The organism is Haloplanus vescus (assembly GCF_900107665.1).
Lineage (GTDB): Archaea > Halobacteriota > Halobacteria > Halobacteriales > Haloferacaceae > Haloplanus > Haloplanus vescus.
The window spans coordinates 15,560-31,190 of the sequence record NZ_FNQT01000005.1; the positions used below are offsets into that span (position 1 = coordinate 15,560).

Annotated in this window: 18 protein-coding genes; 14 read left to right on the forward strand and 4 right to left on the reverse strand. The window is 58.3% G+C overall.

Annotated features, from left to right (window positions below; translation table 11 throughout):
* The first annotated feature begins 30 nt into the window (after positions 1 to 30).
* Positions 31 to 714, forward strand: coding sequence for a hypothetical protein (locus BLU18_RS12855; RefSeq protein ID WP_092635542.1), 684 nt, complete (start codon positions 31 to 33; stop codon positions 712 to 714).
* A 196-nt stretch (positions 715 to 910) separates the two neighbouring features.
* Here the strand turns inward: BLU18_RS12855 and BLU18_RS12860 are convergent, their stop codons facing one another.
* Positions 911 to 1,579 (reverse strand): DUF7509 family protein, encoded by a 669-nt coding sequence (locus BLU18_RS12860; RefSeq protein WP_092635544.1) that lies wholly within the window; start codon positions 1,577 to 1,579, stop codon positions 911 to 913.
* 112 nt (positions 1,580 to 1,691) lie between these two features.
* Between BLU18_RS12860 and BLU18_RS12865 the strand changes: the two genes are divergently transcribed.
* The 8 genes from BLU18_RS12865 (at position 1,692) to BLU18_RS12905 (ending at position 9,347) form a co-directional block, all read left to right on the forward strand.
* Positions 1,692 to 2,084: a winged helix-turn-helix domain-containing protein gene (locus tag BLU18_RS12865; protein WP_092635546.1), complete on the forward strand. Its 393-nt coding sequence runs from the start codon at positions 1,692 to 1,694 to the stop codon at positions 2,082 to 2,084.
* 536 nt (positions 2,085 to 2,620) lie between these two features.
* Positions 2,621 to 2,983 carry a hypothetical protein gene (locus BLU18_RS12870; protein ID WP_092635548.1) on the forward strand — a complete coding sequence of 121 codons (363 nt, stop codon included), beginning with the start codon at positions 2,621 to 2,623 and terminating at the stop codon, positions 2,981 to 2,983.
* A 3-nt stretch (positions 2,984 to 2,986) separates the two neighbouring features.
* Positions 2,987 to 3,271, forward strand: a complete 285-nt coding sequence (locus BLU18_RS12875) for a hypothetical protein (RefSeq protein WP_092635550.1) — start codon at positions 2,987 to 2,989, stop codon at positions 3,269 to 3,271.
* 347 nt (positions 3,272 to 3,618) lie between these two features.
* The gene (locus BLU18_RS12880; protein ID WP_092635552.1) at positions 3,619 to 4,491 is read left to right on the forward strand and encodes a ParA family protein; all 873 of its coding nucleotides are present in this window, start codon (positions 3,619 to 3,621) and stop codon (positions 4,489 to 4,491) included.
* Positions 4,484 to 4,969, forward strand: a complete 486-nt coding sequence (locus tag BLU18_RS12885; protein ID WP_092635554.1) for a DUF7970 domain-containing protein — start codon at positions 4,484 to 4,486, stop codon at positions 4,967 to 4,969. Before BLU18_RS12880 ends, BLU18_RS12885 begins: the two co-directional genes overlap by 8 nt.
* 380 nt (positions 4,970 to 5,349) lie before the next feature.
* A complete protein-coding gene (locus BLU18_RS12895) occupies positions 5,350 to 6,576 on the forward strand; it encodes a phage integrase SAM-like domain-containing protein (protein WP_092635558.1) in 1,227 nt (408 codons plus the stop codon).
* A gap of 68 nt (positions 6,577 to 6,644) precedes the next feature.
* Positions 6,645 to 7,073, forward strand: a complete 429-nt coding sequence (locus BLU18_RS12900; RefSeq protein ID WP_092635560.1) for a universal stress protein — start codon at positions 6,645 to 6,647, stop codon at positions 7,071 to 7,073.
* Positions 7,074 to 7,166: 93 nt separating this feature from the next.
* Positions 7,167 to 9,347, forward strand: coding sequence for a heavy metal translocating P-type ATPase (locus BLU18_RS12905; protein WP_092635763.1), 2,181 nt, complete (start codon positions 7,167 to 7,169; stop codon positions 9,345 to 9,347).
* A 28-nt stretch (positions 9,348 to 9,375) separates the two neighbouring features.
* Here BLU18_RS12905 and BLU18_RS12910 read toward each other — a convergent pair whose 3' ends face one another.
* The 3 genes from BLU18_RS12910 to BLU18_RS12920 all read right to left on the reverse strand — a co-directional run bounded on the left by BLU18_RS12910 (position 9,376) and on the right by BLU18_RS12920 (position 10,760).
* A complete protein-coding gene (locus BLU18_RS12910; RefSeq protein ID WP_092635562.1) occupies positions 9,376 to 9,597 on the reverse strand; it encodes a hypothetical protein in 222 nt (73 codons plus the stop codon).
* A gap of 126 nt (positions 9,598 to 9,723) precedes the next feature.
* The gene (locus BLU18_RS12915; protein ID WP_092635564.1) at positions 9,724 to 10,365 is read right to left on the reverse strand and encodes a hypothetical protein; all 642 of its coding nucleotides are present in this window, start codon (positions 10,363 to 10,365) and stop codon (positions 9,724 to 9,726) included.
* Positions 10,366 to 10,388: 23 nt separating this feature from the next.
* Positions 10,389 to 10,760: an SHOCT domain-containing protein gene (locus tag BLU18_RS12920; protein ID WP_092635566.1), complete on the reverse strand. Its 372-nt coding sequence runs from the start codon at positions 10,758 to 10,760 to the stop codon at positions 10,389 to 10,391.
* Between the two features lie 181 nt (positions 10,761 to 10,941).
* On the opposite strand from BLU18_RS12920, the gene BLU18_RS12925 reads away from it, so the two are divergent.
* The 5 genes from BLU18_RS12925 (at position 10,942) to BLU18_RS12945 (ending at position 15,544) form a co-directional block, all read left to right on the forward strand.
* Positions 10,942 to 12,336 (forward strand): permease, encoded by a 1,395-nt coding sequence (locus tag BLU18_RS12925; protein WP_092635569.1) that lies wholly within the window; start codon positions 10,942 to 10,944, stop codon positions 12,334 to 12,336.
* A 131-nt stretch (positions 12,337 to 12,467) separates the two neighbouring features.
* A complete protein-coding gene (locus BLU18_RS12930; RefSeq protein ID WP_092635765.1) occupies positions 12,468 to 13,061 on the forward strand; it encodes a helix-turn-helix transcriptional regulator in 594 nt (197 codons plus the stop codon).
* Between the two features lie 123 nt (positions 13,062 to 13,184).
* Positions 13,185 to 14,600 (forward strand): multicopper oxidase family protein, encoded by a 1,416-nt coding sequence (locus BLU18_RS12935; RefSeq protein WP_092635572.1) that lies wholly within the window; start codon positions 13,185 to 13,187, stop codon positions 14,598 to 14,600.
* Positions 14,601 to 14,829: 229 nt separating this feature from the next.
* Positions 14,830 to 15,126 carry a hypothetical protein gene (locus BLU18_RS12940; protein ID WP_092635574.1) on the forward strand — a complete coding sequence of 99 codons (297 nt, stop codon included), beginning with the start codon at positions 14,830 to 14,832 and terminating at the stop codon, positions 15,124 to 15,126.
* Between the two features lie 61 nt (positions 15,127 to 15,187).
* On the forward strand, positions 15,188 to 15,544 hold the full coding sequence (locus BLU18_RS12945) for an SHOCT domain-containing protein (RefSeq protein WP_092635576.1): 357 nt from the start codon (positions 15,188 to 15,190) through the stop codon (positions 15,542 to 15,544).
* Positions 15,545 to 15,631 lie beyond the last annotated feature (87 nt).

Genomic DNA, 15,631 nt, shown 5'->3' on the forward strand with positions numbered 1-15,631 from the left:
AGCGGAGGTAAGTGGTGTCTATCATGGCACGTGACGAAGTTCAGCTTGGAGATCGTCGCTAAAAACGACAAAGTAAAGATCAATCTCCCGGGTGATCGGACGTTCGGTATCACTTCCACTTCTAGTGGGGCTGCGTTCATCCCGGACTGGAACGATCGTCATTTGACTTGGGCGGCCGACGAGGATACGGGTGCGCCGTTCCAGCACGTCACCGACGAGACGCGAGAGGAGCCAGTCGCGAAGGTCGAGTACGGGTCCGAGGACGAGTACCTGTACGAGATGTACAGCGCCTACGGCGCGTTCGGTCAGTTGAAGCCAGCGAACTGGGTGAACGCCGATTATCTCTGGGAACTCGACGTGGATGCCTACGGTGAGGTCCTCGAGGAGGCCGGTGTCATGGAGCGTAGCGACACCCGGCTGTGGTTCAGCTTTACCCGCCTGAAAGAGTTCATCGAGGACCTGGCCGACGACAAGGAGGCGTTCGTCGAGTTCTTCGATCGTGTCTACGATAAGGTCGAGCAGCGCGAAGCGTGGGAGAGCGATTCACGCCTCTTCTTCACGCCCGGCCTGGAGAATCTGGTCCTGCAGCGACCGGACGGGTACGTGATGGAGCTGCCGATGGCGGACCCAGTCAACGTGTTCGACCGAATGCGGAGCGCCCGTTCTGTCGACGTGATGTGCCAGATGTTCAAGGATCCGCCTCTTTCGGCCTGATACGCGAGTCAACAAAGGACGGTCCGACAGTTACAGGTCGCGCGGCTGGACGCCTACCTGATGGACCTATAAGAGGTGGACGAGACGCCGGAGAAGATGACGACGGGAGGAACACGCCGATAACAGCGTCCACGCTAAAATTAGTGTTGAGTGTCAACGAGGCCCTGGCCTCACCAGTCCACAGTTGACAGCCCACTCAGTCCAGACGGTCGAGCGAGCCATAGAGTTCCTCGTTCTGAATGTGGGTACAGAACTGTGCGCAGAGCCGACAGCAGTCCGCGGCGTCGGTGAACGTCCGAACACTGGCGTCCCAGCGCGCGTGGACGGCGCCAAGCATCGCACTTCGAACCGATGGTTCGGTTGCGACCATAATCCGTCGCGCACGCGCAGGTGGTGTTGCATCGGCTGCCGGCCCCTGCATTCCAGCTGTTGATAGAATATCCTCAAGGACGCTCCCGATCTCGATCCCGACACCGAGGTTGTCGCCGACCTGTGGAGCGATGAAGATCGTTGCATTACTCGCTTGCGCAAAGGCGATACTCTGTGTGGCGGCATCCATCTCGTCGAGCGGAATCCCGACGTCGATTGCGAGAAAGGCATTAAACCCGCGGTCGCGGAGGCAGTCCCGCGTCTCCTGTAGGAGCCGCAAGACCTCGTCTTCGGCGTACTCGCCGTTGCTCTCGTCCCACGTCGCAAACGATGGGGCATCGGTTTCGACATCGGCGTCCGTCGGCAGCAGCGCGTCGACGTCGAATGTCCGATATGGGCCCATCAGATAGACGAGCAACTGTTCCCGCCGGACTGGAGCGAGTGCATCTGAATCACCGGCGGCACGGGGGAGATTATCGATAATCCGTTGCCGCATTCGACTCGTCGATTCGGAACGGCAGTATATAAATATCGGTGTTTTCAGAAATATTCTAGTCGAGAACGACTAAGTACGTGGCGTCCCAACGTAGGATCTGAGGCACCCCCAAATGTCCGAAACCGATCGCCAGCCAACAGAGGAGGTTCGTCAGCCGGACCCGCCGCTTCCCGAGGATAGCGGGCTGACGCTCGAGGAGTATCTCGCTATGCAACAGGCGGTCGGCCACCCGACGCGGTTCCGGATCCTCCGCACGCTCGTTGCCAACGACGAACTGAGTGCTGCCGATCTCAAGGCCGCGGTCGATGTCGAATCCCACAATTTCCACTACCATCTCGACGAACTGGTCGATGTCGGGCTCGTCGACAAGCGCCAACGACGGACCGCTGACAGCCAGGGTTTTTACACGTACTATCGGCCGACTGCAATGGGGCGGGGGATTCTCGAGCACGGTGTCGAGGAGCTGATGCGCCGTGAACGGGAATTCAACGACGCCTATTCGTAAGCTGTCGTAGGATTCTCTGTCTGTTTTGTTCCCAATGCCTATCGGAACTTTTGCCGGGTTTCAGCACTTCCTATCGCCAACCAACAAACACGGTTTGCTAAATCGGATTGATCTCTTCCGCAACCATTAGAACGTCTCTGCAATCCGTCTCGTGGCTGCTGTGGAGCTTCACTACTACGAGTATTGATCCATCGATTACTCAGGTGGTCGTCGTCACTGTGCCACTGGTCACCTCCTGTTCCTGTCTGGCGTCGTGTAGATAGTCGAACGACCATCGTGCCTCGGTCTGGCGGGAATCCGAGGCAGTTCACCACCCCGATTTCTCATATCGGAATGGCTGGACAATGTCGATATCGCACACCATTAGGGTAATGTGAATAATGTAGATTCTGTATATTGCATTCCTTGGCGCTCGAAGGTTGTAGTGATCATTGTGATGAATGTGTGCGGAATGTAGAGCCAAAAATAGCTAGGAATGTGTTTCACTTCCACCCCGCTTACTCAGCCTTTATGTTACTTCATTGCTAGAATTAGATATGGTCAGTTCACCATCTGAGGACAGCGGTTACGCCTATTCTTGGGCAAAGGCAAAACGGTTAGCACGCGAGCAAGGGTACGGAGTAAAAATCACCGTTCCGAAGACTGCCGAACTTACGCTCCCTCCGGGATTCGAGCGTTCGTATTGGTCGATCGAAGCTGGTGCAGAGGCGGTGTACCGGGATCAGCGAGAGACGGATAGCTTCCAGATCCGGAAGTACGAGGATGAATGGACAATCGAATTAGACCGCCACAACCCAGAGACCGGCAATGCGATCGCCCACGGGATCTATGATGCACCGAAGTATACCCTGGCCGCTGTCGGAATTGCAGGTGCAGCCGTTAGCAGCTTTAGTTCTTAAGACATGACGGTTTACGAGATCAGTTACGATCTACACGAACCGGGACAGGACTACGAAGAGATCCACGAGGCGATCGAGTCCCTAGGTCCGACATTTGATGCTCTTGAGTCCACCTGGTTGGTTGACGTTTCAAACAAAGGCGCGGGTGATATCGCCGATGAGCTGACTGGTGTCACCGACACGAATGACTCAATCGTCGTAACCCAAATCCCAAAGAGTGGTGGAGGAAGGTGGGCGTATCGTAATGTCTCAGGTGGTCTTGGAGATTGGTTTGATGAGCACCTGTAGCAGTTAGACCGATCTCTCTTACAAAAAGTAGAGGTGTGCTCTTACCGATGAGAGTTTGCCAATCTGACTCTACCTAGATAATGTAGATTGTGTAGATTATGTTTAAATAGTAGAGATCGAGAAAAATGAGGATTGTGCTTAAAATTTGAATAATGTACAAAATGTAGATTGTGTAGATAGTGCGCCCAATTTGTCTGACGCAGAATTAACATGGGTGAACTTCATTAACCGCGTATGAGCAAGGCAAAACTCACATTATCAACGAAACGTGCACAATTTCCAAAACCTACACAATGTGTATTGCCTACAAAATGTACAAAATCCACCTATTGCGGGGGTGCTGACTCATGAGTGCTGACGAGTTTGAAGGACTTCCTGGAGCAGCTGTCTCGTTGCTCAAGGGGGGTGTAGGAAAATCCACGATCGCGCTCAACATCGCTGATCGACTCGCTGCTCGTGGCCATGAGACGGTACTATTGGATCTTGATAAGGACGGGCACATGACGACCCAGCTTGGGTACGACGATGCGTACGACCGCGATGCGAACCTCGGTGACGCCCTTATCGATGGTGAAGACCCCGAAGACCTGCTTATCGAGACGGACTTCGGCGTTCACCTCCTCCCGTCGAGTAACGAACTCGAGAACGTCGAGACGAGGCTGAAGGACGAACGGTTCGCAGACGTGAAGCTTCGGCGGAATGTCGTCGATCCACTCATCCAAAACGGATACGACTTCGTGATAATTGATGCCGCCGGCGGCCGTGGGAAACTCTCCGATAACGCCCTCATCGCCGTCCAGCGCGTTATAATCCCGCTGATCCCGCGTGCTGGCTCGATCAACGGCCTCAATAAGATGATTGAACGCCAGATCTCCCCAATCCGGGAGAATATCGGGTTAGATATCCTCGCAGTCACTCCGAATATGATTCGCGAAACGATGGGGCAACACAACGAGCATCGGACTCTCGTTGAAAATCTCAACCGAGAGTTCGGTTCGTTCGTCCCTGAGTACGCCCGTGTGGATCCGGAGATCTTCAATGCTCTCGATGAATCGGGACGCACTATCGATAGTATCCCGAAGCCAGGGATTCGCGAACGGACTGCGATTTCTCGTGCTTTCAAACAAGGAATGCCCGTCTCGGAGTTCGACGAAGATTGTGACCAGATCCCTAATTTCGACCACTTAGCGGACCTCGTGGAGGAACACAGCCATGCCTAATGAGGACGACCGTTTCGGGGATGTCGCTGAACAGCTCAAACAAACGGAGGACGGAGCTGAATCGGACGACGACGAACGTACTGACACCCAGGATGAACCGCAACCGGATGAAGAGATAACTACTGAGAACACAGAGTCGGTGACTGAGTCCATTCCTGAGCAGGATGAGGAGGATGTGGACGAATCCACCGGTGGACCGGCCTTCTCCTTTGATGAGACCGATATGCACGGCTTCTATGTCCGGGAGGACACGTGGGATGGCGTCACCCGGATGCGATCATCGGTAACTGCTGCGTGCTCTATGTTTGATGTTCCCGAATTTGAGGGAAGAGAGTTTCAAGATGCGTGTCTCCGGGTAATTGCGGACCACGGTGATGAGGTCGCCCTCCAGATCCTCCGGGAGCGTGGTATCGAAGCCGATGAGGAACGTGTTCAGGAAGTTGTGGAGATGCTGAGCGAGCAAGCTACGAACGACTAACATTGGATTTGGGTGATTTCCCTCATCATTTAGATTTCGTGCGCATTGTACATTATGCAGATTGTGAGCAAGCCATCTGCTTGCAGTCTCGCGATTATTCTCGGAACCGGGTCCGAACGGCGGTCACGGCTTTGGTATAGCGGCATATGATTTATACCGTTGGCCAAATCCGAATTTCGGGGGATAGAACCCTTCTATCATAGGAAAAATTGTTATGAGACTTCTGTCACCGGTGGTCCTGATTACGCCGGTAATCACGACCACTTTGAAGTACCCCGCCGCCGTCGGTGAAGCACGAATGCTGCAACCGCCTCACGACGGCGCTTCCCCCAGGGTAGAGGCACCGAGACCGGGCCCGCAGGACGGTGGAGGGCCGGTGAATGCCTGACCGAGCGCTTTCGACACCGCTCGACGACAGCTTCGAGCGCTACCTCCAGGACAAGGGGAAGGGCCGCGGTGGCGACGGCGGGAACTATCGACGAAACGCTGGACGCGAACTCGAGCGATTCGCCGAGTGGGCCGCCGGCGACCGCGGTGCCGACGACTGGACCGGGATCGTCCCCGACGACGTCGACCGGGGGCCGACCTTCGACGATCTCGACGAACGCGTGTTCCGGGAGTACGCCCGGCATCTCGGTGGAGATCGGGGACTCAAGCAGAACACGGTACAAACCTATTACCGCTATATCTCTGCGTGGTGTGGCTGGTGCGTCAACGAAGGATATCTCGAAGCACATTACGCGCAGCGGGCCAGTGCGATGGCGCCGTTGCCGGAGGACGACGGCCGCAAGCCCGGCGACCAGCAGGCCTGGACGTCCGAACAGCGCCACGCCCTCACCCGCCACGTCGACGAACGGGCCCGCGACGCCGTCGAGGCGTACACGACACTCCCAGAGGATACTGACCCCCTCGACAAGCAGCGAGCGCGCTACGCAGCGCTGAAGGCGGCTCGTGACCGGGCGCTGGTGTTCGTTCTCGCGTACACAGCTGTCCGCGTCGGGGAACTGCTCCGGGATCCGAACGACCCGCGCCGGCGCGGCGTCCGCTGGGAGGACCTCTCCCTCGACGATGGGAGTATGGACGTCTACCGGAAGAAACAGCAGTGGGACGCCGCCAGTCTCCCCAATCCGGTGATTTCGCCGCTGCGGAGCTACCGCCAGCTGATGAACCCACCGACGGAGCGGTGGCCGGTGTTTCCGACGTTCGATCAACGGACGCTCGCGGAGCTCGTCCGGGAAGAACTCGCCGACCGAGGGGAACCCCCAGAAGCAATTGCTGAGCGGCGTGCGGAGTACGCTCGCGACCTGCTGCTGGCGCTCGATGAGGACATTCGGCCGCCGTCGATCACGACGGACGGCGCACGGTCGATTCTCCAACGACTCTCGGAGGCCGCAGAGATCGACATCGACCATCCAAAACACGATTACCTCGCTCCGCACGGCGGTCGCCGAGGGATGGGTGAGGTGCTTGTCCGGGCGTTCGGGTACACGGTGGCGGCCCGGTATCTCGATAACTCAGAGGAGATGGTTCGGGAGCGATATTCGCACATCGAGGCCGGAGAACTCGGTGACGTTGCAACAGAGGCGCTCTCAGAATTTGATGGGTAATTAACGGTACTCCCAGGTGCCGAGTTTTCGGCACTACACTCTTCTCAGCACCTCTCGAACTCTATCGTATGCCTGACAACGTTCTCGTCGCCTTGGACGGCTCCCCGCTTGCCGAGCGTGCACTCATATACGCACTCGAGACCTTTCCGAACGCCACGATTACCACCATTTACGTCATCAACCCGATCGATTCGGTAATCGATGTAGAGGCCGGTGGCTTGCCAGTCGCAGAGGACTGGTACGATACCGCCCAAGAGCGGGCGACCGAGATTCACACAACTGCGACGGATCTCGCAGCGGAACACGATATTGTACTCGATACTGTCACTGAAGTCGGGAAACCAGCGCGTGAGATTCTCGACTACGCTGCCGACAACGGCATCGACCAGATCGTTATGGGTAGCCACGGTCGGTCAGGCTTAGACCGGACGTTCCTCGGAAGTGTAGCCGAAACAGTCACTCGACGAGCACAGATCCCGGTAACCATCATTGGATGAAAGCCTCGACTCGTATGCCGAGATTAGGAGCGGATGAATGCTCGTGGGCCCACCTCAAACGTGAAACCAAACCAACTCATAGGTACCGAGAACGTGGCTGTTACTGAATCTCCACCTCTCTCGACGTGTACGATCCACATTGAACGACGAGGTGGTCGTGGCGACGCGGGAGCACGGGCACTTGAACGACATCTCGGGCGTCTCTCCGGCGTCCACGATGTCGACGTCTCGTTTCGAACAGGGGACGCCCGGATCACCTACGACGGGAGCGTCATCTCAGAAGAAACGATTCGAGACGCTGTCCGCGACCGTAATGTCTCGATTCAGGACGAATCTGAGACAGCAACGGATGACGTGAGTTCCCGCTCGGAACTCAGGCAGGAGGCCGTGTTCGTCGGCTTGACCCTACTCGGGATGGCGGTCGGCCTAGTGACGGGATGGGTCGAAGGACCACAGCTTCTCATGTGGGCCGGGTACGGCGTCGCATACGTCTTCGGTGGCTGGTACGGGCTCAAAGGCGCGGTCGAGACGCTCCGCCACCGCGCTGTGGACATCGACCTCCTGATGATCGTCGCCGCTCTTGGAGCACTGTCGATTGGAGCTCCGTTCGAGGGTGCGATGCTCCTCTTCCTGTTTTCGCTATCGAACACGCTCCAGCACTACGCCATCGGGCGTTCACGCCGGGCGATCAAGTCACTCGTCGAGATGCGGCCGGACGAGGCACAGGTCCTCCGCGACGGTGAGGAGGTTACTGTCCCAATCGACGAGGTCGTCGTCGGCGACGTGTTCGTCGTCCGTCCAGGCGACAAAATCCCGCTTGACGGCGTCGTTGCCTCGGGCGAGGGAACGGTCGACCAGGCGTCGCTCACCGGCGAATCAGTTCCCGTGCCGAAGGAACCTGGCGACGAGGTATTCGGCGGGACGATCAACGAGAGTGGCAGCCTCGAAATCGAGGTCACGCGGCAGGCCCACGAGTCGGCGATCAGCCGCCTCATCACCATGGTCGAAGAGGCCCAGAGCGAGAAGGCGCCGACACAACGACTCATCGACCGCCTCGAACAGCCGTATGTCCTCGGCGTGTTCGGGCTCACGATTGCAGCGATTGCAATCCCGCTCGGGCTCGGGAGCGAGTTCACCAGTACGTTCTACCGCGCGATGACCCTGATGGTCGCTGCCTCACCGTGCGCGGTCATCATCTCCACGCCGGCGGCGGTGCTGTCGGCCATCGCCTCCGGCGGCAGGCAGGGTGTCCTGTTCAAGGGCGGCGAACACGTCGAGACGGCCGCGAATATCGACGCGGTCGCGTTCGACAAAACGGGCACACTCACGCGGGGCGAGACGCAGCTGACGGACGTCTTCGTCCGGGACAGCCTCGTGGACGAGTCGCTGACTGCGGACGAGCTGCTCTCGCTCGCGGCTGCCGTCCAGTCCCGCTCGGAGCACCATCTCGCTCGTGCGACCGTTTCGGAAGCCGAAGACCGCGCACTGGATGTTCCCGACGCACAGCGGTTTCAGTCGGCGGCCGGGAAAGGCGTCCGTGCCGACCTCGACGACGGGACCATCCACATCGGGAATCGGAGTTATGTCAAGACGGTTCTCGAAGACGCTGCGATCGAGGGGCTCGAACCTGGTCTCGATCGGCTCCAGTCCCTGGAGGCGGAGGGGAAGACGAGCGTCCTCGTCGTCCGCGAGCACGCCGGCACCGTCACGGTACTGGGCTGGCTTACGTTCACCGACACGGTTCGCCCTGGGGCTGCAGAGATGATCGAGGAACTCCGCTCGCTCGGCGTGGAGCACATCGTCATGCTGACCGGCGACAACGAACGCGTCGCCCAGCAGATCGCTGACGAAGTCGGTATCGACGAGGTGCAGGCGGAGCTGCTGCCGGAAGAGAAGGTGGCTACCATCGAGGATCTGGTTGAGCGACACGAGAACGTGGCGATGGTGGGTGACGGCGTGAACGACGCACCAGCACTGGCGACGGCGACGCTCGGGATCGCGATGGGTGGCGCCGGGACCGACGTTGCCCTCGAAACAGCGGACGTCGTCCTGATGGGCGACGACATCGGGAAGATTCCCTACGTACTCGGACTCGGTCGTCGGACACGCCGAACGCTGACGGTCAATCTCGCAATCGCCTTCGGTGCGATCGCCCTGATGGTTGGGACGATTCTGCTTCGAGGCATCCCCCTGCCGCTGGCCGTGGTCGGCCACGAGGGGTCCACCGTCCTCGTTTCACTGAATGGGCTTCGGTTACTCGGATTCCGTGAATAACGGTCGCTGAAGGTTTCGAACGGACCGATCAGCAACAACTGGTGTCGTCGGGAGTCCACTTACACGCATCGCCGGTAGTAAGGTTTTTTTCGTCGATATATGCAGAGAGACAGGCGTAGTTACAGAAGTACGTGGGCGAGCCACAGTCATCATCGCAGTCGCGGACGCAGATGGGGTCGTGGTCGAAGATTCGGGATTCACAGTACGTACACGTCTCGTCTGTTTCGGGTGTTGAGACGGTCGTCGACATACTCGTGCTGAGGAGGCTCTCACGGATAACGTTTCCTCGGCCTGTACTGAGTGATGCCGATTACCAGTCCGCATTATCACCCACAGATGTCCCCCGTAGAGCTGTAAAGCCGCCCGTCACAGTTCCTCAGCTCCTGGTTCGCGTCACCCGTCGATATCCTTCGTACAGGGCTGGTAATCCGAGCGGAAGTGCGAGGAACCCGAACCCGAGAAGGGCATATCGGTCTCTATCCTGGTGTCGCACGACGAGGAGCGTCGTGACGATGCCGAATAGCGCAATTGTGTATGCCGTGTTGCTCCAGAGCACGTCGTAGGTCGAACAGTACAGCCAGCAAACGAACGTGTAGGCTGGGGCGTTCCAGGTCGGAGGATGGAGTTTCGGCCAGAAGAACCGGCAGTACGTGGTCCAGCCCAGCATCGCCAGGGTCGGCAACCCGACGAGCCATACCGCTGCCCCACGATTCCCGTCGCCGTATCGCCGGTATCCGGCGAGGAAGAGCGCGGGGAAGCAGAAAACCCACAGCCAGATGCCGATAGTGTAGGTCACTGGCCAGTGCTCGATCCGGGGCTGGGCAATCGGTAGTCGTAGAGACTCGGGCAGCGTCGCCCACGGGAACGAGGGGTCGGGAACGGGATTCGTGAGGAACGCTACCAGACAGAGGACAGTCCCGACGAGTAGTCCGTACAGACCCAGCGTCGTGTATCGGTCAAGCCATGCTGGAAGCTGCGGACGCGTCGACTGTTGACGGCGGTCGGAGAATCCGATCATCGGTCAAGTTTGCCGGACGGGAATCAGGTATCTCGTTCGAGTGCTTCGCGTCGCTGTTCGTATTCCTCGTCGGTCAGATCACCGCGGGCGTAGGCGAGCCGGAGCTCCTCGAGGGCTTGGTCTGAGCTACTCTCACTTCCCGTAATCGCACGGTAGATGAGGTAGCCACCGCCGACGAGGGCGGCGAGGAACAGTAACTGCATCACGATGCCGACGATGAACATCCAGCCAGGCATCGTCCCGTCACCCCACATGTGACCGCCCCACATCCCGCCCATCATTGGGCCGAACCCCATCATCCCGAAGCCCATGAAGAACAGTGGGACGATGAATACGGCGCCGATGATAACGAGAAGGAGCATGACAAGTCGTGTGTCGTCTGAATTTGTCGGCATATTGTGATCCCTCCGTGAGTTTGGGTCTCAATTAATACTACGTCCTAACTATTCAATGCGCTTGTGCCTTCGACCTGCGTATTTCACCCACCGCTAATCTTTTGAATTCATACTTACCGCGGTTCTAACCTGAACTATCTGAAGGAAAACTGCAAAAGATGATCCGCACGATGATACATCTATGCAGGTGACGATGGTCGAGGGCATCTTCGAAGCCCTCCGAATCGGTGTCGGCTTCCTCTGGACGGCGGCGTGGGCGATCATTATGGGACTCACGATCACGAGTCTGGTCCAAGTCTATGTCTCCAAGGAGCGGATGGCACAGGTGCTGGGCGACGGTGATCTGAGCGGGCTCACCAAGGCGACCGCGTTCGGCGCGGCCAGTAGTGGCTGTAGTTTCGGCGCTGTCGCCATCGGGAAGGGACTGTTCAAGAAGGGAGCGCACGCGGTGAACTTTCTCGCGTTCATGTTCGCGTCGACGAATCTGATCGTCGAACTCGGGCTGATGATTCTGATTCTGCTCGGCTGGGAGTTCCTCCTGGCGGAACTGCTTGGCGGCCTCATCCTCATCGCCGTGATGGCGGTGATTGTCCACCTCACGCTCCCCGAGAATCTCTTTGCCGAAGTTCGAGAAACGCTCAACGAGCGCGACCGTGAGGCGGGCGTCACCGAAGACCCGACCTGCGGGATGGAAGGAAAAGACGAGTACACGATCACGACCGACGGCGGTGAGACGCTCAAATTCTGCTCGGAGGGCTGTATGGAGACCTACCGCCAGGAGACGTCGAGTCGTGGCGGGTGGCGTGACGAGTTGCTGTCGTGGGGTGGCTGGTACAAAGTCGGGAATCAGTACCGCAAGGAGTGGTCGATGATCTGGAAGGACATCGTCGCTGGCTTCCTTATTTCTGGGTTCGTCATCGTCTTCGTCCCCCAGTGGGTCTGGAACACCCTGTTCATCCAGGGCGACGGGCTTCTCGTGACCGCCGAGAACGCGATTATGGGTGTCACCATCGCCGTCCTCAGTTTCGTTGGCAGTATGGGTAACGTCCCGTTCGCTGTCGCGCTGTGGGGCGGTGGCGTCAGCTTCGCCGGGATCATCGCGTTCGTCTACGCCGACCTCATCACGATTCCCGTGCTGAACGTCTACCGGAAGTACTACGGCTGGAAGATTATGTTGTACATCCTCGGCGTCTTTTTCGTGACGATGGCGTTCACCGGCTTCCTCATGGAGCTACTGTTCGACGCGCTGGGAATCGTTCCAGATCTGGCGGGCGGCGAGACGGCGACCGAGCAGACGTACTTCAAACTCAACTACACGTTCTATCTCAACCTCATCGCGTTCGCGCTCTCCGGGTTCCTGCTGTACGTCTATCGTCGCGGTCTCGGTGCGCCCGGCCAGTACCGCGACCCCGTCTGTGGGATGCGGACTGACGATAGCGAGCCATCGGCGACGCACGACGGCGAGACGTACTACTTCTGCTCGCAGACCTGCAAGGAGACGTTCGAAAAGGACCCAGATGAATTCGCCCATCAACACCCAGAGGCGGGAGCGTCTCAGGATCATGACCACCATTGAACATCGATTGGGGATATCGAATTTGTGGGGCCGCCAGCCCCGTGATTGCGTTGGCCAATCAAAACTGGTACAGCAATGTCTCACGAACTCTCACGTATGAGCAAGTGTCTCGGAGGATCGAGGTGGAGAAGATGAATCGACGGCGAGCCGATACCGTAGCCGGTGCGTTGGTCGCTGCCGTCCTCATAGTCGGTGGTGTGCTCACCTGGCAAGCGTACCAGCAACAGCAGGCCTTCGAGCAGATGGGCTCGATGATGGGTACGTCGATGGGCGCGGTTCACGGAACGAACCCACTCTTGTACGTTCTCGGAACGCTTCTTGTCTCGGCTGTCGTTGGTGGGGGCTATCTCGTGGTTCGGGACGAGTTCACTACCACAGAGGGAACCGATCGATCACAGACTGGCATGGCGAATCAAACCGATTCTGAGAGTATCGAATCGCAGGATGGGCCCGTTCAATCAGAGGGAAAGATCAATCCGGAATCCCAGCCACAGGCTCGCGTATTGGACCTCTTGCCGGATGATGAACGCCGAATTCTTGAACCGATCCTCTCGTCGCCCGGTATCACACAGATCGAACTCCGGGATCGCTCGAACTTTTCGAAAAGCAAGGTCAGTCAGACAGTGAGTGCCCTCGAGAAGCGCGGCTTACTGTACCGCGAGCGCCAAGGGCGAACGTATCGCATCTATCCGAGTGACGACTTAGAACAGAAACAGGCGAACTAGCGGGGTGTTCTCGCGTATCCGTGACCGTTCACCGTATCGCCGCGACTAAACTCGGAACGAGGATGTTCGTATGAATGTCTCTCATCGCGAGGCCTTTACTCGCTGACCGCGAAAACAAAGGCAATGACCTCCTCGGGACTTTCTCGCCGTAAAATCCTCCAGTTATCGGGGATCTCGACTCTCGGAGCGCTTGCGGGGTGTGCCAGTCCGCTACCGGGCACCGACGATGGTGGCGGTCGTGCGGTGACTCCCCGTCCGACTGTCACGGCTGACCCAGATACATCGGTCAGCCTCACTGCGACATCTGGGACCATTCGACCAGCTTCGGATGCGTCGACGACTACGTGGCTATACGATGGACAGTATCCAGGCCCAGAGTTGCGCGTGCAGGAAGGTGACGTGCTCAGCGTGGAACTAGCTAACGACCTGCAGGAGGAGACAACAATTCACTGGCACGGGATTCCCGTTGCGAATCCAGTCGACGGCGTCCCGAACGTGACGCAAGAGCCGGTTGCCTCCGGTGATACATTCACATACAAGTTCCGTGCCGAACCCGCTGGGACGTATTTTTACCACAGCCACGTCGGACTCCAACTCGATCGTGGATTACTCGGTCCCCTGATCGTTGAAGAACGAGACCCACACGTTGCGTACGACCACGAGTATGTCGTCGTGCTTGACGATTACCTCTCTAGAGAACCACGTCTTCCGTCGGACGGTGGGATGGGTGGCGGTGGAATGGGTGGAATGATGGGAGACGTTCGACCGCCATATGAGGGGCTTTTGATCAACGGTCAACTGCCCGAGAATCCCCCGACGTTCGACGTAACGGAGGGCGATCGGGTTCGCTTTCGGTTCGTGAATGCCTCCAGCGCGACAGTCTTTGGTGTGCGAACCGCTGGACACGAGATGTCGGTGACCCACGCCGATGGCCAGCCCGTCGAACCAGTCGAGGCCGACTCGTTCGTCTTTGGTGCTGGTGAACGGTACGATGTCGTCGTGGAAGCGACGAACCCGGGGAGATGGTTCGTTCAGGCGAACGCGCTCGACGGGAACGAACCACCGGCCAGAGCCGTCGTCGAGTACGAATCAACAGACGGTTCGATCACTCCACAGCCTCCATCATCTTCGAGTAACAGATTGCAATACGGTGACCTGCGAGCACTCTCTTCACTCGACGGTGTGAGTGGAGATCCAGACCGGACGTTCGACCTGACGCTCTCACGTGGTAGAAACCAGTCCTACACGTGGACGATAGACGGACAGGCCTATCCGGATGCCGACCCGCTTCAGATTCGGCCTGGGGAACACGTCCGAATTCGGATGACCAATCAGAGCCCGGTCGTCCATCCGATGCACCTTCACGGCCACTTCTTCCAGGTCGGCAACGCGATCAAAGATACGGTTATCGTCCCGGGACATCGAGGACAGGTGACGCTGGACTTCCATGCGGATAACCCCGGTCGGTGGTTGTTCCACTGTCACAATCTGTACCACCTCGATGCGGGGATGGCGCGTGTTGTGGAATACGTGGAATGAGTGGGTTGAGACTCGATTTCTGGTTAATCAATCTGTGGCCCCTGTGGTCTTAGTCCCGTTCCAGACGAGGCGTTGAGTGCCATCCCGGCGAATTCGAGCCGGATGAACGCTCTTGTTTCTCAAACACGATTAAAACGCTGTATACACGTTCTCGAACGTTCTCCTGCGTGAGTTCACGCCCATCGTCATAACCCCTGAGCAGTCCTACGAGTAACCGAGGAGAAAGACAATGACCAACTTCAAACTCGGTCGGTGGCTGATTGTGGCGCTCGCGCTCGTCGGACTCGTGTTCGCCGCCCCCGTGGTCAGCGCACACGGTACCGACACGACAGCTGACGACGCGCCCACAGACAACGCTACCGCTGATGACTGGGCGGCCTGGATGGAGGCGCAAATGACCGAGCACATGGGCCCTGGTAGCGTCGAGTGGATGGAATCGCACATGGGTGTGACCGTCGACGAGATGGCCCAGGACATGGCTAACGACGACTACAACGGCGGGATGTACGGGCAGGGCCACTGCTGATAGGCCCTGACCGTTTCGATCGCTTCGACCGAATACCGAAACTCATCACCAATTCACAATCATGACGAAACCCACCACTCATCTCGGACGCACTGCTCGTCGCCTCGCGATCCTCGCTATCCCGCTGTTGGTCGCGGCGACTGGAACGGCTGCCGCCCACAGCGGCGGGGGCTACGGCGGCGGGATGATGGGCGGAAGCGGCTGGGGCCTCTTCGGCGGAGCGATGGGGCTCTGGGGGCTCCTCTGGATGGGGCTCCTCATCGCTGTTCCGCTCTACCTCGTCTTTGCGATCCTCAACCGAGGATCCGGCGGGGACGATGAGCAGTCGTTGTCGGTTCTCCGGGAGCGATATGCTCGCGGTGAGCTCTCGGACGATGAATTCGAACGGCGGCGCAAACAGCTCGAACGTACCGGATGATCGCAACGGCTGCTGTTCCAGCCGAGACACTGCAATCCCCAACGACTGCTGTTGGGCACCCAACCGTTAACCCCGCTGACGGGGTAT

Bases quoted from the DNA above. Each gene is read 5' to 3' on its own strand.
- BLU18_RS12910 (WP_092635562.1), bottom strand. From the start codon at position 9,597: ATGTCGACGACCGTCTCAACACCCGAAACAGACGAGACGTGTACGTAC.
- BLU18_RS12880 (WP_092635552.1), top strand. From the start codon at position 3,619: ATGAGTGCTGACGAGTTTGAAGGACTTCCTGGAGCAGCTGTCTCGTTG.
- BLU18_RS12870 (WP_092635548.1), top strand. From the start codon at position 2,621: ATGGTCAGTTCACCATCTGAGGACAGCGGTTACGCCTATTCTTGGGCA.
- BLU18_RS12895 (WP_092635558.1), top strand. From the start codon at position 5,350: ATGCCTGACCGAGCGCTTTCGACACCGCTCGACGACAGCTTCGAGCGC.
- BLU18_RS12945 (WP_092635576.1), top strand. From the start codon at position 15,188: ATGACGAAACCCACCACTCATCTCGGACGCACTGCTCGTCGCCTCGCG.
- BLU18_RS12865 (WP_092635546.1), top strand. From the start codon at position 1,692: ATGTCCGAAACCGATCGCCAGCCAACAGAGGAGGTTCGTCAGCCGGAC.
- BLU18_RS12860 (WP_092635544.1), bottom strand. From the start codon at position 1,579: ATGCGGCAACGGATTATCGATAATCTCCCCCGTGCCGCCGGTGATTCA.
- BLU18_RS12885 (WP_092635554.1), top strand. From the start codon at position 4,484: ATGCCTAATGAGGACGACCGTTTCGGGGATGTCGCTGAACAGCTCAAA.
- BLU18_RS12935 (WP_092635572.1), top strand. From the start codon at position 13,185: ATGACCTCCTCGGGACTTTCTCGCCGTAAAATCCTCCAGTTATCGGGG.
- BLU18_RS12925 (WP_092635569.1), top strand. From the start codon at position 10,942: ATGCAGGTGACGATGGTCGAGGGCATCTTCGAAGCCCTCCGAATCGGT.
- BLU18_RS12900 (WP_092635560.1), top strand. From the start codon at position 6,645: ATGCCTGACAACGTTCTCGTCGCCTTGGACGGCTCCCCGCTTGCCGAG.
- BLU18_RS12875 (WP_092635550.1), top strand. From the start codon at position 2,987: ATGACGGTTTACGAGATCAGTTACGATCTACACGAACCGGGACAGGAC.
- BLU18_RS12940 (WP_092635574.1), top strand. From the start codon at position 14,830: ATGACCAACTTCAAACTCGGTCGGTGGCTGATTGTGGCGCTCGCGCTC.
- BLU18_RS12930 (WP_092635765.1), top strand. From the start codon at position 12,468: ATGAATCGACGGCGAGCCGATACCGTAGCCGGTGCGTTGGTCGCTGCC.
- BLU18_RS12915 (WP_092635564.1), bottom strand. From the start codon at position 10,365: ATGATCGGATTCTCCGACCGCCGTCAACAGTCGACGCGTCCGCAGCTT.
- BLU18_RS12920 (WP_092635566.1), bottom strand. From the start codon at position 10,760: ATGCCGACAAATTCAGACGACACACGACTTGTCATGCTCCTTCTCGTT.